15 protein-coding genes, 1 tRNA gene and 1 pseudogene are annotated in these 15,084 nt (G+C 61.9%); 9 read left to right on the top strand and 8 right to left on the bottom strand.

All coding sequences use genetic code 11. The features are described from left to right. The first annotated feature begins 19 nt into the window (after window positions 1-19). The 3 genes from selA to WT24_RS20560 all read left to right on the top strand — a co-directional run bounded on the left by selA (window position 20) and on the right by WT24_RS20560 (window position 3,509). Complete coding sequence (selA, locus tag WT24_RS20570; RefSeq protein ID WP_059501128.1) at window positions 20-1,459, top strand: L-seryl-tRNA(Sec) selenium transferase; 1,440 nt, start codon at window positions 20-22, stop codon at window positions 1,457-1,459. Beyond that, window positions 1,456-3,381, top strand: coding sequence for a selenocysteine-specific translation elongation factor (gene selB, locus WT24_RS20565; protein ID WP_060035803.1), 1,926 nt, complete (start codon window positions 1,456-1,458; stop codon window positions 3,379-3,381). The genes selA and selB overlap by 4 nt, the downstream gene beginning before the upstream one ends. 32 nt (window positions 3,382-3,413) lie before the next feature. Next, a tRNA-Sec gene (locus tag WT24_RS20560) sits at window positions 3,414-3,509 on the top strand. A gap of 78 nt (window positions 3,510-3,587) precedes the next feature. On the opposite strand, the gene WT24_RS20555 is transcribed toward WT24_RS20560, so the two are convergent. Genes WT24_RS20555 through WT24_RS20550 form a run of 3 tightly spaced genes read right to left on the bottom strand, consistent with a single transcriptional unit; the run spans window position 3,588 to window position 5,632 of the window. Then, window positions 3,588-4,655: a tyrosine-type recombinase/integrase gene (locus WT24_RS20555; RefSeq protein WP_060035722.1), complete on the bottom strand. Its 1,068-nt coding sequence runs from the start codon at window positions 4,653-4,655 to the stop codon at window positions 3,588-3,590. A 4-nt stretch (window positions 4,656-4,659) separates the two neighbouring features. Continuing rightward, entirely contained in the window at window positions 4,660-4,896 is a 237-nt protein-coding gene (locus WT24_RS33220) for a DUF4224 domain-containing protein (protein ID WP_257127533.1), read from the bottom strand. Between the two features lie 55 nt (window positions 4,897-4,951). Next, a complete protein-coding gene (locus tag WT24_RS20550; RefSeq protein ID WP_060035721.1) occupies window positions 4,952-5,632 on the bottom strand; it encodes a hypothetical protein in 681 nt (226 codons plus the stop codon). Window positions 5,633-5,900: 268 nt separating this feature from the next. Here WT24_RS20550 and WT24_RS20545 point away from each other — a divergent pair, with 268 nt between their 5' ends. The 6 genes and pseudogenes from WT24_RS20545 to WT24_RS20520 all read left to right on the top strand — a co-directional run bounded on the left by WT24_RS20545 (window position 5,901) and on the right by WT24_RS20520 (window position 12,093). Continuing rightward, window positions 5,901-6,182: a hypothetical protein gene (locus tag WT24_RS20545; protein WP_060035720.1), complete on the top strand. Its 282-nt coding sequence runs from the start codon at window positions 5,901-5,903 to the stop codon at window positions 6,180-6,182. 58 nt (window positions 6,183-6,240) lie between these two features. Continuing rightward, the gene (locus WT24_RS34525) at window positions 6,241-6,762 is read left to right on the top strand and encodes a hypothetical protein (RefSeq protein WP_156441851.1); all 522 of its coding nucleotides are present in this window, start codon (window positions 6,241-6,243) and stop codon (window positions 6,760-6,762) included. After that, window positions 6,747-7,685, top strand: coding sequence for an alpha/beta fold hydrolase (locus WT24_RS20535; protein ID WP_059792028.1), 939 nt, complete (start codon window positions 6,747-6,749; stop codon window positions 7,683-7,685). Before WT24_RS34525 ends, WT24_RS20535 begins: the two co-directional genes overlap by 16 nt. Before the next feature lie 676 nt (window positions 7,686-8,361). Then, the gene (locus tag WT24_RS20530) at window positions 8,362-9,801 is read left to right on the top strand and encodes an APC family permease (RefSeq protein ID WP_060035718.1); all 1,440 of its coding nucleotides are present in this window, start codon (window positions 8,362-8,364) and stop codon (window positions 9,799-9,801) included. After that, entirely contained in the window at window positions 9,738-10,526 is a 789-nt protein-coding gene (locus WT24_RS20525; RefSeq protein WP_156441850.1) for a LuxR C-terminal-related transcriptional regulator, read from the top strand. The genes WT24_RS20530 and WT24_RS20525 overlap by 64 nt, the downstream gene beginning before the upstream one ends. Window positions 10,527-10,860: 334 nt before the next feature. After that, window positions 10,861-12,093, top strand: a pseudogene (locus tag WT24_RS20520) (porin). Between the two features lie 69 nt (window positions 12,094-12,162). Here WT24_RS20520 and WT24_RS35420 read toward each other — a convergent pair. From WT24_RS35420 to WT24_RS35855, 5 genes are all read right to left on the bottom strand, one after another. Next, window positions 12,163-12,510 carry an aldehyde dehydrogenase family protein gene (locus tag WT24_RS35420; RefSeq protein WP_060035716.1) on the bottom strand — a complete coding sequence of 116 codons (348 nt, stop codon included), beginning with the start codon at window positions 12,508-12,510 and terminating at the stop codon, window positions 12,163-12,165. Beyond that, window positions 12,419-12,970 (bottom strand): aldehyde dehydrogenase family protein, encoded by a 552-nt coding sequence (locus tag WT24_RS33210; RefSeq protein ID WP_257127532.1) that lies wholly within the window; start codon window positions 12,968-12,970, stop codon window positions 12,419-12,421. Before WT24_RS33210 ends, WT24_RS35420 begins: the two co-directional genes overlap by 92 nt. 54 nt (window positions 12,971-13,024) lie before the next feature. Continuing rightward, window positions 13,025-13,393 carry a cupin domain-containing protein gene (locus tag WT24_RS20505; protein ID WP_060035714.1) on the bottom strand — a complete coding sequence of 123 codons (369 nt, stop codon included), beginning with the start codon at window positions 13,391-13,393 and terminating at the stop codon, window positions 13,025-13,027. A gap of 34 nt (window positions 13,394-13,427) precedes the next feature. Further along, the gene (locus WT24_RS20500) at window positions 13,428-14,729 is read right to left on the bottom strand and encodes an FAD-binding oxidoreductase (RefSeq protein WP_060035713.1); all 1,302 of its coding nucleotides are present in this window, start codon (window positions 14,727-14,729) and stop codon (window positions 13,428-13,430) included. A gap of 278 nt (window positions 14,730-15,007) precedes the next feature. After that, a partial coding sequence (locus tag WT24_RS35855; protein ID WP_133168007.1) for a 4Fe-4S dicluster domain-containing protein occupies window positions 15,008-15,084 on the bottom strand: 77 nt, incomplete at its 5' end.

Genomic DNA, 15,084 nt, shown 5'->3' with positions numbered 1-15,084 from the left:
AGACTGGAGCTACAACGACGTGACCGAACCGGGTGTGAATGAATTGAATGCCGTGCTGGCGCGCGTGCCGTCGGTCGAGCGCGTGCTGTCGTCGGCGCCGCTGCAGCCGCTCGTCGCGGACTATGGCCGCACGCGCGTGCTCAATGCCGTGCGCGCCGAACTGGAACGCTGGCGCACGGCGGCACAGCACGATCCCGCGGCGGCCGAGCCGCTCGACGAGCCGCGCATCGCCGCGGCCGTCGCGCACGCATTGGCCGCACAGAGCGCGGGCGCCGTGCGCCCCGTGTTCAACCTGACCGGCACCGTGCTGCATACGAACCTCGGGCGAGCGTTGCTGCCCGACGATGCGGTGCGTGCCGTGGTCGACGCCCTCACGCGGCCCGTCAACCTCGAGTTCGATCTCGCCACCGGCCGCCGCGGCGACCGCGACGACCTGATCGACGATCTGCTGTGCGAGCTGACGGGCGCGGAAGCCGCGACCATCGTCAACAACAATGCGGCGGCCGTGCTGCTGACGCTGTCGGCGCTTGCGACGAAGCGGGAAGTGGTCGTGTCGCGCGGCGAGCTGGTCGAGATCGGCGGCGCGTTTCGCATCCCCGACATCATGAGCCGTGCCGGCGCGAAGCTGCGCGAAGTCGGCACGACCAACCGCACGCATCTGCGCGACTACGCGGATGCGATCGGCTCGCGCACGGCGCTGCTGATGAAGGTGCATTGCAGCAACTACGCGATCAGCGGCTTCACGAAGGAGACGACGCTCGCCGAGCTCACGCCGCTCGCGCGCGAGCACGGGGTGCCGGTCGCCGTCGATCTCGGCAGCGGCACGCTGGCCGACCTGTCGCAATGGGACTTGCCGCACGAGACGACCGTGCAGGAAACCGTCGCTGCCGGCGCGAACGTCGTCACGTTCAGCGGCGACAAGCTGCTCGGTGGCCCGCAAGCCGGCCTGATCGTCGGCGATCGGGCGCTCATCGCGAAGATCAAGAAGCATCCGCTCAAACGTGCGCTGCGCGTCGGCAAGCTGACGCTCGCGGCACTCGAACCGGTGCTGCGCCTGTATCAGTCGCCTGAATTCCTGCGCGACAGGCTCACGACGCTGCGTCTGCTGACGCGCCCGCAGCGCGACATTGCCGAAGCCGCCGAACGCATGCGCCCGGTGTTGCAGGCGGCGCTCGGCAGCGGTTTCGACGTGACGGTCGAGCCGATGTTCAGCCAGATCGGCAGCGGTGCGCTGCCGGTCGATCAATTGCCGAGCGCCGGGCTCGTCGTTCGCGCCGCGGACGGCAAGCGCAGCGGCCGCGCGCTCGTGCAGCTCGAAAAACGCCTGCGCGAATGGCCACGCCCGGTGATCGGCCGCGTGGGCGACAACGCGCTGCGGCTCGATCTGCGCTGCCTCGAAGCGGCCGACGAAGCGGCGTTCGCCGCGCAATGCGTGCCGCTCGCGGGGCCGGCCGCATGATCGTCGGGACCGCTGGACACATCGACCACGGCAAGACAACGCTCGTGCGGGCGCTGACGGGCGTCGACACCGATCGGCTGAAGGAAGAGAAGGCGCGCGGCATCTCCATCGAGCTCGGCTACGCGTATACGCCGCTCGACAACGGCGACGTGCTCGGCCTGATCGACGTGCCGGGCCACGAGAAACTGATTCACACGATGGCGGCCGGTGCATGCGGCATCGACTTCGCACTCGTCGTGATTGCCGCCGACGACGGCGTGATGCCGCAGACGCGCGAGCATCTCGCGATCCTGCAACTGCTCGGCGTCACGCATGGCGCCGTCGCGCTGACGAAATGCGATCGCGTCGATGCCGCACGCGTTGCCGAGGCGCGCGACGAGATCGCCGCGTGGTTGCACGATTCGACGCTGGCCGGCGTGCCGATCTTCGAAACGCGTGCCACGGTGGCCGGCGATCCGGGCGTCGCCGCGTTGAAGCAGCATCTGGCCGACGCGGCGACCGCGTGGCGTGCGCGTCGCGACGACGGGCTGTTCCGGCTCGCGGTCGATCGCGTGTTTACGCTCGCCGGGCAAGGCACCGTCGTGACCGGTACCGCATTCGCGGGCCGCGTCGCGACGGGCGACACGCTCGCGATCGTGCGCACGGGCGACGCGGCCCGCGTGCGCAGCATCCATGCGCAGAACCGGCCGGTCGATGCCGGGCGCGCGGGCGAGCGCTGCGCGCTGAACCTGGCCGGCGTCGACAAGGCCGACGTCGAGCGCGGCGACACCGTCGCCGATGCGCGGCTCGTCGCGACGTCGCCGCGTCTGGACGTCGACCTGACGCTGCTCGCGGACGCGGGGCTGACGCTGACTCACTGGGCGCCGCTGCATGTGCATCTCGGCACGCTGCATCGCGTGGCCCATGTCGCGCTGCTCGACGGCGACACGCTCGCGGCCGGCCAGCGGATGCGCGTGCAACTGGTATTCGACGAGCCGGTGTTCGCGCTGCCGGGCGACCGTTTCATCGTCCGCAATCCGCAGGCGACGCGTACCGTCGGCGGCGGCCGGGTGCTCGATCCGTTCGGGCCGGCACGCAAGCGCCGCACGCCTGCGCGCCGCGCATGGCTCGATGCGCTCGCGGCGTGGCTCGACGAAGGACGCCTCGATGCGCTGCTCGCGCAGGCGCCGCTCGGCATTGCGCGCGCGACGCTCACGCATCTGACGGGATTCGCACCCGATGCGCTGGTGTTGCCCGACGATGCGCTGGCGATCGGACGACGCGATGCCGCGTCGAACGAAGGTGCGGTGATTTCGCATGCGCACTGGCGTGCGTTGCAGACGCGGGCGGTCGATACGCTGCGTGCGTACCACGAGCGCGTGCCCGACGAGCAGGGGCTCGACGCCGCACGCTTGCGGCGGATGGCTGCGCCGCTCGTCGGCGATGCCCTGTGGCGCGCGCTCGTCGATGCGCTGGCGGCGGGCGGCGAAGTCGCGCGCAGCGGGCCGTGGCTGCATCTGCCGTCGCATTCCGTGAGCCTCGAGCCGCGCGAGGAAGCGCTGGCGCAGCAACTGCTGCCGCTGATCCACGCGGGGCGCTTCGATCCGCCGTGGGTGCGCGACCTGGCCCGCGACACGGGTGCTGCCGAGGACGCGGTGCGCACGCTGCTGCGCAAGCTCGCACGGCGCGGCGACGTGCATCAGGTCGTGCGCGACCTGTTCTATCATGCGGACGTCGCACGCGAACTGGCGGAACTGGTCGCACATCTCGCACCGTCGCGCGGCGGCGGGCTCGATGCCGCGACGTTCCGCGATGCGACGGGGCTCGGTCGCAAGCGCGCGATCCAGATTCTCGAGTTCTTCGATCGGGTTGGGTATACTCGCTTCCGCCGCGATCTTCACTACCTGCGGCCTGACAGCGGTTGGGTGGGTATTCAGGCGTAGGCGCTCGTCGTTCTTTTCGGTTTTTTCCCTGCGGAAGGCATTCGTATCCGGTGGTACGGCCGGGCTTCAAACCCGGTTGGGGGTGTCAGACACTCCCGGGTCAGTTCGACTCTGGCTGCCTTCCGCCACAATGCTTTTAGCTGGCCGAGCCGCGTAGTGCACGGCTCGATTAGTTTCCGCAAATTTGCACATTTTCCGCAAAAGCATCATTTGGTTGGCTTCACCTTGTCCCCGCGCCGATTGCGTACGTAGTGCTCTGTCATGGTGACGGACGTGTGCCCGAGTTGCTTCTGGGCCTGCCGAATGTCGCCGGTGATGTCGGTCTTGTCGGTGCCTGCCTTGGCCCGCAGATCTCGCAACTGAAAGTCGCCATCCTTGACGCCGGCTGCCCGACGAGCATCCCGAAACCGCCGTTGCAGTGTATCGAGTGTCATGCGCTGTCCCATCTCGTTGACGACGAGGAATGTGCTCACGACTCGGTATCCGGCCTTCCGTGCTCGAATCCGGTCTAACACAGCCTTCAGCGCCCCGGAGACTTCCATGCGAAGCTTTTTCCCCGTCTTACCCTGATCGATGTGCATGTAGCCGTCGCGGATGTCTCGTTCATCGTGCAAGAGCGTATCTTGCGGACGCTGCCCGGTTAGATAGGCAAGGTCCATCGCGTCACGGGTTGGTTGGTCCGCCTTCTCGTAGACCTTCCTGAATAACTCATCTTCGACATACACATCGCGCCCAGATTCTTTGTTGACGCGCACTCCAAGGCACGGGTTAGGCGCCTTCGTCATGCCGATTTCGCGTGCGAAATTGAACATGTGACTGAGGACCTCAACATCGCGATTAGCCCGGACGTGGCCTGCATTGGGCGGCGCAGTACGGCCCTTGGACTGATACCATTCGACTGATTTCTTGTGGCGCCAGTGCATATATTGCTTGACGTGTGCCGGTTCAATCTCATCAAGAGGCGCGCCGTCAAAGAATTCTTTCAGCAATGCAATCTGCTCAATGTTGTCCTTCTGGCTGCGAGGTGACTTCAGAGGCAACATATCGCGGATATAGGCCGTGAACGCGTCATTGATCGTAGGAGCGAGCGAACGCGGCAATTCGGCCTGTTCGATCTCAGACCAGCGCCTAACTGCCAGAACGAAATCAGTGCCGAGTGGTTCTTCGCGTCTCGGCTTTCCCCCATGGTCGTAGTAGTAGTATGTGATCTTCCCCCGGTGACGAGCCCGCATGCCAGGCGGAAGGTTCTTGTTTCTTGTGGGCTTCCGTCCCATGATCTCACCCCAGTGCCATCACCTTCGGTTGCCATTTCGGCTTATCCGTCGAATCCTTTGCGTTTCGACCTTCTATTGCTGACCTGGCGATGATCGGGCGACCGCGGGCATTCGTCCAAAAGGGAATCCCTGACGCGCGCAGCCAATTGATCTGTAGCTGCTCCCTCGTCTTTCCCTTCCGGCCAGTCCGGATGCCGGACAATTCCGCCACTTCTTCGGGCGACAAGAATGTATCGCTCACGGTCCACTCCCTCCAGCTAATCTCTAGTATCCGTTGCAAGACTTCCATGTGACCTTTACTTGTATGGGCTGATCTTCTTGGCTAATGCGTAGACCGCCAACGCGGTTGGCAAAAGGATTGCCGTGGCGATTAGAAAAGGCCATCTGGCCATCCCGATTACCCCGCATATGGTTGCGGCAATGGAGATCGCGATGCCGATGTCGTACAGCATCATCGATCTGGCGTAACGTTTCTGGCGTTCCTCGTCGGCCGGCGCTGCTGACGCCATAGCGGGGGAGCGGGATAGCACTGCACGATAGGCATCTATCAGTGCGATGCGAGCCCTTGCTCGCTCGTCTTCCGTGCCATCCTTCTGTGCGCACTGATAGTTATCGATCAGTTCCAGAAAATCCGCGAGGTCTGCCCCTTCCGCACCTGTCTCATTGGCAGGGATCGGCGCCGACTCGGGAGGCGGATCATTTGCATAGACTTCGTGCGCCGCCTTCATGTTTTCATACAGATGCTTCGGCCATAACGGGTCGCTCTGGTCGACTACGAACGGCGCTTCTGCGGGCTGCTCGACAGGGAATGCGGCGAGCAGTGCGGTTCTGTAGGCGCGCCGCAGTTCGTTTCGAGCATGCGCCCGTTCTTTCAGCGGCCCGTCTTGCAATGCCTCCTGATACCCGTCCAGCAGGACATCGAATTCGGTCATGCGGCTCGTCAGCGCATCAGCGCGGCTCTGTTGTTGGTCGTTCATGGTCAGTCGTTCCAGTAGGACATTTCGCAATCGGCAGCATCGTCGCGAGCCAGCTCAAGCAAGACGCAATGGCCGATGCCGGCGCAATGGTCAATAAGGATATGAGCGAGGTTCAGCGTGGAAGCAGTTGATAAGGATCGACAGCCTGGGCGTCATTGGCTTGTATGGCCTACTGGTGCAGGCGAATGGATGCTTACCCATGATCCGGAATTTGCAAAACGGGCCAAAAAGTATGGTTGGGGATGCATCGAATTCGTTGAGGTAATGAATGACGCCTGAAGAAGAAGTCGTCCGCGGCGGTCGTGCTGCCGAACTGCTCGATTCCGCAATCTTCCAAGAAGCGAAGCAGCACGTCCTCGACACGCTGACTGCGCAGATGCGTAAGGTTCCGATGTCGGATCAAACGATGCACACACGGCTGATCATCGCGTTGCAGTGCTGGGATGCCTTCGAGCGCTTCTTCGAGCAGCTCAAGCAAACGGGCGAGATGGCCCAGATCCAGTTGGCGCAGGAAGAACAGAAGCGTAAGTGGTATCAGCTCAACCGATAACGAACCGCATCACCAACACAAGCCACCTTCGGGTGGCTTTTTTATTTGAGGCGAGCAAATGAGCGATGTTGTAGGGACTACCCAAGAACTGGGCGCCCCGGCCGGTCAGGAAGCGCAGTTTCAGAGCTTCTGGGACAACCCGGGCGCGACGGAAGCAGAGCGACCGCGCAATGAAGATGCGCAGGCTGCTCCTGTAGCCGACGAGCAGCAAGAACAGGCTGCCGATCCCAATGCTGTAGCCCAGCAGCAGCAAACGGAAGAAGCCGACGACACGCCGCAATACGCCAGCCTCACCGAACTACTGACGGCTCACAAGATCGATCCCGAGTCGGTCATGGGCCTGCACGTCACGACGAAGATCGATGGCGTCGAAACCCAGGTTCCGCTCTCGGATGGCCGCTCGCTTCTGCGATCGGCTTTGCTTTGCCAATGGTGGCGGCAATGGTCTTTGCGACCGAGTTCCGTCCCGGTCGCCCGCGCCCATCGCACCGATGAGTCGTCCGTTACTCGCGCTACCCACCGGCGGTGTGTTGGCGCAACATTGAGCAGAGGAGAAAAGTTGTCATGGAGCAGAGCGTAATTTGCACGTCGGCGGCCGATACATGCCCGCCGTTTGATGCCACCGAATTCTGGCGTGTGTTTCATCACGGTACTGCCACAGTGAACGGCGTGCGCCTGCATTTCGTGGAGGGTGGTCGCGGCGCGCCAGTGTTGCTCCTGCCCGGATGGCCGCAAAGCTGGTATGCATGGCGGTATGTCATGCCACTGCTTACCGCGGCGGGGCGACGCGTGATTGCCATCGATCCGCGAGGCATGGGAGATTCGGATCGTCCTGCCGCCGGGTACGACATGCGAACGGTGGCAGCCGAGATTCACGGGTTCGTCGAAGCGCTGGAACTGGTGTCCGATGGTCCGATCGACGTCGTGGGACATGATCTCGGCACCTGGATCGGCTATGCGTATGCCGCCGAGTGGCCGCAAGACGTGGGCCGTCTCGCAGTCTTCGACGCGGCGTTGCCCGGCATCTCGCCGCCCCCGTCAGCAGGCATTCCGACCGAAGAAGCCAATGTCAAGACGTGGCATTTCGCTTTCAACCGTCTAGAGGATCTGCCGGAAATCTTGCTGCAGGGCCGTGAGCGGGAATTCCTGGCCTGGCTGTTCCGCGTCAAAGCGCTTCGCGGATGGACCATTATGCCCACCGATCTCGAAGAGTATGTAAGAGTGAACGCCGCACCTGGCGCGACGCGCTCAGCGCTCTCCTATTACCGGCACATGCTCGGTGTCGAGGGGCTGGAACACAGCCGCCAGCGCGCCCGGACCAAGCTAGACATGCCGGTGCTCGCGTTTGGAGCGCAGACGGGCGTCGGATCGATGCTGTTCGACACCATGCGCCTCGTCGCTCGAGACGTTCATGGCGGCGTATTCAACAATTGCGGCCACTACATGCCGGAGGAGGCGCCACGTGTTGTCGCGAGTCAGATTCTCGCATTCGCGGCGGCGTGACGGAAGCGGAGGATTGGCAACGGAGACCGCAATTGGCATCGGTAGTGCACACAGCGCACAAACGAGTGATGTGATGAACTAACGATCGGACTTCCGCCACATTTTCTGGCTTGACTGCCTTGTTCGGTTTGTCACGGGCACCGCCTTCTTGCGAAGCAAAGGGGGAAGGTCTCTCCCCCATGTCGAACTAACAATTGATCCGGAGAATATCGCCTCGCAGAGGGTAATCGCTGCGTGCAATGCGACCTGGCGGACGCACCGGCGCAATAGGGCTTCCTCCATGGCATTGACAATCGAGAGTCTGCCGCCTTCCGCCACTCGCATTTCGTCGATTTCGCGCTCCTGACCTTCGGGGCGTCCATGCTCGTCCGTCGTCACGCTACTGCGCTTACCGTGGTCGGCCTGCTCGCGCTTGACCCGTACGTGCAGCGTTTGCGGTGTGCAGCCAGTCGTCGGCCCCATTCGATCGAAGTTCGCATCGACGGATGTTCGCTACACTGCTCGCGCATCGGCGTGCGGCGCGCCGCTGCTGGCGAAGGCTGGCGGCGGTTGCTGGTGTATGGAAACTGAAAGAAAAAATCAGCCGAACGGTTGATTGTGCGCGGTGATTTGGCTTTGAAGAATGGTCTTCACCCGACCTCATCGAGAAGGTCGTGGATTCAGGAGACAGTCGAAAATGAAGGGAGATGTCCAAAGCAAGCCAGCGCTCAGGAAAAACGCGCTCGGCATGTTGTCGATCGTATTTCTGGTCATTGCGACCAACGGCCCGTTGACCGCGCTTGTCGGCGTGATACCCGTGAGCATCAGTCTCGGCAACGGGATTGGCGTTCCCGGCACATTCGTATTCGCTGGCCTGATTTACCTGCTTTTCAGCGTCGGGTACGCCGCGATGAGCCGTTACGTGAAAAACGCCGGGGCGTTCTATGCCTACATTGCGACGGGCCTTGGCCGGCCTGCCGGCGTCGGCGGTGCGTTCCTCGCGCTGCTGGCCTACAACGCGATGCAGCTTGCTTGCTATGCGTTGGTCGGTTTCTTCATCAGTCAGTCGGCGGAAGCCCATTTTGCGGTGCACGTGCCATGGTGGATTTCGGCCGCAGCCGTGGTGCTCGTCGTGCATTACTTTGGCTACCGCAACGTCGAATTCAGCGGCAAGTTCCTTTGCATGCTCATGGGATGCGAAATCGCCATCATCGTGATCTTCGATGCCGCGGTTGCCATTCATGGAGGCCCCCAGGGCTTCTCGCCCAGTTCGTTCACACCGTCGACCGTGTTCACCGCAGGGTTCGGACCGTCCCTGGTGTTCGTCGTCGGCTCGTACATGGGCTTCGAGACCACGGCGATCTACTCCGAGGAGGCGCGGGACCCGGTGCGCAGTATCCCGCGCGCAACGTACATGGCGATCACCGTCATCATGTGCCTGTATGCCGTCTCGGTATGGATGATCATCACCGCCTACGGTCCTGCCGAGGCGATCGTGCAGGCCGGCAAGGATCCCGGCAACATGTGGTTCGCGATGACGGGGAAGCTGGTGGGCAACTGGGCGGCCGATGCAATGGGCGTGCTGATGATCACGAGCCTGCTCGCCGCATTGATCAGCTTTCATAATACGATTTCCCGTTACTTCTTCTCGCTTGCGCGAGAGGGTGTGATCTGGCCTGCCCTGGCGCGCACCCATGCGACTCAGCAAACGCCTTATGTTGCCAGCGCGGTGCAGACGGCTTGTGCGTTGGCGGTACTGACGGCTTGTGCCGTGAAGCATGTCGATCCGCTGTTGGGCGTACTCCCGTGGTCGAGCGTCGTGGCGTCGGTCGGCATCGTTGCGGTTCAGGGTTTCGCTTCATTGGCCGTGCTGGGATTTTTCTGGAAGAATAGCCGCGGCGTGTCGATCTGGCAGCGTCTCGTGGCGCCTGCGCTGGCGTCGCTGGGGCCGTTTTTCTGTCTGTGGCAGATATTTGCGCATATCGACCTGCTCAGCGGCAGCGACTCGATCGTCGCGCGTCTGGTGCCGTTCGCGACCCTGGCGGTTGCGGTCGTCGGTGCCGCGTTTGCGATGTGGCTCAGATCGGCTCGCCCGGCGCTGTACGCGAATCTGGGGCGTTTATTGAGCGAGGTGTAGTTGAAATGCACGAGTGCGAGTGGACGAATGCGGGGCGGCGGAATCAGTTCTCGGCGGATTCGCGCTTTGCGGAAGAGACCCTTCACTTCGTGGCGCGGACGACCGGGGTCAAGACGGTGGCGTTCTATCTCGTCGACGACAACACTGGTTACTGTAATTTCCAGCGCCACGAGGTGCCCGAGACGTTCCATCGCCAATACGAAACCGGCATGTGCAAGTACGACCCCTTCGAGATTCATCGGGTCGCCCTGTCGGATGTGCGCAGTGCGGTGCTGACGCAGCGCGTCGGTCACTGTCCGGAGGATCAGCACTATGTTCGATTCCTTCGCGCGCATGGTTATACGGACATCGTGGAGATGTTGTTTCGGAACGAGGGGCGCGTCGTCGGCGGCATGTCGCTGCTGCTTCACGATAGCGATGACGATGCGGCGATCCTGTCAGCAGTCGATGCGATGCAGCCGTACATCGAGTTCAATCTCTGCCGGGCGCGCAATCGCGGTACGCCGACTCTCAAGCGGGAGGCGGCGCAACGCTTCCTGTTGTCGTCGCGTGAAATCGATGTGGTCGATTTGATGATGCGGGGGACTACGAACAACGATATCGCATCGAGCCTCAATATCAGCGTGGCAACAGTCAAGACCCATGTACTGAAGATCTTCCATAAGGTCGGTGTGTCGAATCGCTCGACGCTCGTGTCGAAATTGTCCGAGTACGGTTTTCATTGATCTTCGCTGCCGGGGTCCGTGCGTCTCGGCAGCAATACGCTATTCATCAGTTTCCGCGCTCCGTCATTCCCCTACGTTCGTATCGGCATTCCGCTTCCGCGGCATTGTCCACGTCACTCCCCCTTAAGTGTTTACCCGTCCAGGTCACGAAATCAACCAAACGGTTGATGTCGGCGTAGTGGATCGGTGCAGGACAATCGATTCGGCGGGACGGTCATCCGTTCCGCCGAACCGGCGGCTAGCCGCGAGATAGTGCGGCTAATCGGGAAAGTCAGACAGGCGGGGCCGGCAAGAAGCTGTCGGCATGCGTCCCAAAAACTAAGGATAACTACTGATGAAAGCATGTCTATTCGATCTGGCATGTCGCGGAGGTCAGGGTGGTGCGATCGCGGTGGCAGCAATGCTTGCCTGCGGCAGTTCTCATGCACAAAGCAGCGTCACGCTATACGGTGTGATCGACACCGGCATCACGTACGTCAACAATCAGCAGCAATCGGTGGCGGGCGGTGTCGCCGGAAAGCGTGCGTGAAGCATGACGAGCGGAAACGTCGCGCCGACCACGCTGGGTTTCAAGGGTACCGAGAGCCTCGGTGGCGGATACAGTGCGATCTTCGACCTGAGGAACTATTTCCTCTCGAATAATGGTGCGCTGTTCGAGCAGAATGCCCTGTTCGACGCGACTGCCATCGTCGGAATCCAGTCGGATCGATGGGGTACGCTTACGTTAGGGCGGCAGTTCGATTCGTATACCGATGCGTTGGCGCCGTTTGCGGTCAGCAATACCTGGGCCGGGCCTGCCGGCGCACATTTCGGCGATATCGACAATCTCAATGCCGCCTTCAATGTCAACAATGCGGTGAAATACCTGAGCCCGAGCTTTTCGGGACTGTCGCTTGGCGGTACATTCAGCTTCGGCAACCAGGCGGGTGCATTTGCGACGAACCGCGCGTGGGCGTTGGCGATCAACTATTCGAACGGTCCGTTCTCGGCCGCGGCCGGCTATCTGTCGATGCGCAATCCGCTGACCGCCGGGCTGCGTGGAGATACGGTGTATATCGGTGAACTCAGTTGCGGACAAAGTCCGTCGAGTTACTGCGGGATGCACGACAGCGACGAACTGCGCACGTTCGGAGCAGGCGCCAGCTATGCGTTCGACAAGCTGACCCTGTCGACTGCGGTTACGCAGGCGAAGCTGCTGGGCAGCCGCTACCTGACGGCGATTGCAGGGCCGGTCAGCGATATCCGGTTCGACACGGCCGAGGCCAGCGCGCTCTACAACGTGACGCCGGCGCTGCAGGCAGGCGTCGCGTACAGCTATACGCTCGCGAAGATATCGGCCACCGATTCGCGGACCGATATTCACAAGGTGAGTGTGGGCGGCATCTACAGCCTGTCCAAGCGGACCGCACTGTACGCGACGGTGAACTATGAAAGGATGGCCGGTGACGGTTTGGGTATCGACCCGCTGACCGGCGCGATGCGAAACTACGCACAGTTGGCCTACGTGGGTAGCGCAAATGCGTCGTCGCAAGTGGCCGTATCGGTCGGAATCAAGCACACGTTCTGATCGTGGCACGAATGCAAAGGGCCGGCGTCTCGCAGCGCCGGCCCTTGAGTGCGAGATGCCGGGTGTTCTTCAGTGCCGGATCATGACCGACTTCAGTTCCGTGTAATCGTCGATGAAGGCCGCGCCGAATTCTCGGCCGATGCCCGATGCCTTGACGCCGCCGAAGGGCAGCGCAGGATCGAGGAACGTGTGCATGTTGACCCAAACGGTACCTGCTTCGATTCGGGGAATCAGGTTCATCGCCTTGCCGAGGTCGTTGGTCCACAGGCTTGCCGCCAACCCGTACGGTGTGTCGTTGAACAGGTCCACGAGTTCTGCCTCGTCGTCATAGGCCAGGAACGTCGCGATCGGGCCGAAGGTTTCCTCGCTGAGCATCTTCGCGCGGCGATCGTCGACGAGGACTGCGGTCGGCGTCACGAAGTAGCCGGTACGGTCGAGCGGTTGACGGCAGCGACGGCGTGATGGTTTCGCCGTGGATGCGCGTGGCGGCGCCGGCGTAGTGCTTGAGAAAGCCGATGGCTTGGTCGACTTCGAATGCGCGCGAAATCTGGATGATCTTCCCCGACTGCAGCGTTTCGATTTGCGCGAGCTCCTCGCGATGCTTCTCGAACAGGTCGGCCAGCCGAAGCAGGACATTCGCCCGCTCGGCCGGGGTAGTCCGTCCCCATGCACCTTCAAACGCGGCGCGGCTTGATGCCACCGCTGCATCGACGTCGTCGCGTGTCGCGTCGGCGACATCGGCGATTACCTGTTCGTTCGACGGGTTCACGACCGCAATGCGCTCGCCTCGACTTTCGACGGCGCGACCGTGGATGTAGTGGCCGTGAGGGCGGGAAAGAAAGGCCGTGACTTCCGGCAGGATTGAAATCGCTGTCATGGGAAATCCATCGAAAGAAATGGACGTTGAAGGATGCGAAGAACCGGCGTGTCGTCAGGCAAACAGCAGGAAATGCTTCGTGTAGCCGTCAGTCAGGACTTCCCAGATAGTCGATGTGCCCTTCGTAACGAACCAGGAGTCGCCGGCCTTGAAGTGCCGAGTCTCGCCCGTCGATTCATCGGTGATACGCACCTCGCCATGCATGATCGTCGCCTGCTCCGAGAACGGGTAGACGAGGCGGTATTTGCCCTTGCTGGTGCCGAAATAGCCTGCATTTACCGGGTCCGTGAAGGTACCGTAGGTACTGTGTGCGTACGCTTGTACGTCGCCTCCTTCGAGAATCTCGCCTCCGAGGGCCGTCAGGCTGCCGATCGAAGCGAGTTCGGCGATGGTTTTGCCTTGCTGGAGAGGAATCATGGACATGGTGTGCTCCTGAACGGGAAGTTTCGAGTGGCGCTCAACGGCGCCCGTGGAAATAGCCGGACGTCTGATGGGCAAGCTTGCCGAGACTGACCAGCAGCGCGCGGAAATGATCCTTGCCGGGGATCGAGGCATGGCTGATCGAGCTCAGCAGGCGATAGCGCTCGGAGCCGCCCATGATCCCTTCCGCCAGGATCTTGCAGAGCAGTTGGCTGGGCGTGACGCCGAAACCGGAGTAGCCCTGTACGTAGAAGACATTCGGGCGGTCGACGAGTGTGCCGAGTTGCGGAAAGAGTTTCAGGCTGCAGGGCAGCGGGCCGCCCCACGCCATGTCGATCCTGACGTCGTTCAGGTACGGGAAGATCTGCAGCATGCGAGCCCGGCAGAACGCATACAGGTCGCTGGGCATGTATTCGAGCAACTGGTGCGCGGTGCCGAACATCAGCCGGTTGTCGGTAGTGACACGGAAATAGTCGATGACCGGTCGAATATCGCTGTACGCACCACGGATCGGGCTGATTTGCTCGATCAGCGCGGCCGGCAGCGGTTCGGTAACCGAATTGAACGCCCAGACGTCGAGTGTCTTTCGATGCAGTTCGGGCTCGATGCGATTGTTGAAGCCATCCACTGCCCATACCAGTTGCTTAGCCCGAATGTTGCCCTTCGCCGTGCGGACATGGACGCGATCGCCATAGGTGACTTGCAGAGCGGGGCTGTGTTCGAAAATGCGCACGCCGTAGCGCTCCGATACGACCTGTGCCTCACCCAGCAGCAGGTTCAGCGAATGAACGTGACCGCAACCATTATGAAGGAGTGCTGCATGATAGACGTCCGAGCCGATGATTTGCTTCACTTCGCTGCCTTCGAGGTAGCGGATTTCGTGCGGTGATCCCAATGACGAAAATTCGGCTTGCCATTGCTGGAGGGTGCGGGCCTGACGCGCATTGAAGGCCAGATAACCATAACCGCTGCGAATGTCCGCCTGGATGTCGTACCTGGCGATACGCTCGCGCATGATCTGCGGCCCCAGTTCGTTGAGCGCGAAGATCGCCTTCAGGCCGTCTTCGCCTACGTCGCGCCGGATACCGTCGAGGTCGTGTCCGACGCCGACCATGACATGGCCGCCGTTGCGGCCGGAGCCGCCATATCCGAGATAGCGGGCTTCCAGCACGACCGTATTCGTGAGCCCGTGCTCGGCAAGTTCGAGCGCGGTATGGATACCCGAAAATCCGCCGCCGATGATGACCACGTCGGTTTCCAGATCGGCTTCCAGCGACGGGAAGCTCAAGTCGTACTTGGCGGTTGCCGTGTAGTAGGTCGCGGTTTCGTCTACATGCATGGTATGGATGTTTGTTTTACGTGAGCCGGCAGGTAGAGGTTCACTGATTCGCGAGGGTCTCCTTGAAGCAGGAATCGCTGCATCTGCCGTTCGATTGCACGATCGATCCCGCTACGGGAAACGGATATTGGGCGACGCGCGACTCACGGACGAGCGACGGGCGCTTCGAATCATGTTGTCGAACAGGATCGAGCCGATTCTAGGTAGCCGCGGCAATGGATTGAATCAACCAAAAGGATGATTTTTTCGACGAGAAGGGGGAGAAGGGTTCCGGCAGCTTACATGTTCGGGTAATTCGGCCCGCCGCCGCCTTCGGGCGTGACCCACACGATGTTCTGCGTCGGGTCCTTGATGT

The sequence above is a fragment of the Burkholderia sp. MSMB1078WGS genome, assembly GCF_001528895.1.
GTDB lineage: Bacteria > Pseudomonadota > Gammaproteobacteria > Burkholderiales > Burkholderiaceae > Burkholderia.
Note: the sequence above shows the minus strand (reverse complement) of the source record. Positions and strands in the feature narration are given on the sequence as shown.

Coding starts and splice junctions, on each gene's coding strand:
- WT24_RS34525 (WP_156441851.1), top strand. CDS start 6,241: ATGAGCGATGTTGTAGGGACTACCCAAGAACTGGGCGCCCCGGCCGGT.
- WT24_RS33210 (WP_257127532.1), bottom strand. CDS start 12,970: ATGACAGCGATTTCAATCCTGCCGGAAGTCACGGCCTTTCTTTCCCGC.
- WT24_RS20545 (WP_060035720.1), top strand. CDS start 5,901: ATGACGCCTGAAGAAGAAGTCGTCCGCGGCGGTCGTGCTGCCGAACTG.
- WT24_RS20530 (WP_060035718.1), top strand. CDS start 8,362: ATGAAGGGAGATGTCCAAAGCAAGCCAGCGCTCAGGAAAAACGCGCTC.
- WT24_RS20550 (WP_060035721.1), bottom strand. CDS start 5,632: ATGAACGACCAACAACAGAGCCGCGCTGATGCGCTGACGAGCCGCATG.
- WT24_RS20505 (WP_060035714.1), bottom strand. CDS start 13,393: ATGTCCATGATTCCTCTCCAGCAAGGCAAAACCATCGCCGAACTCGCT.
- WT24_RS20500 (WP_060035713.1), bottom strand. CDS start 14,729: ATGCATGTAGACGAAACCGCGACCTACTACACGGCAACCGCCAAGTAC.
- WT24_RS20535 (WP_059792028.1), top strand. CDS start 6,747: ATGGAGCAGAGCGTAATTTGCACGTCGGCGGCCGATACATGCCCGCCG.
- selB (WP_060035803.1), top strand. CDS start 1,456: ATGATCGTCGGGACCGCTGGACACATCGACCACGGCAAGACAACGCTC.
- WT24_RS20555 (WP_060035722.1), bottom strand. CDS start 4,655: ATGGGACGGAAGCCCACAAGAAACAAGAACCTTCCGCCTGGCATGCGG.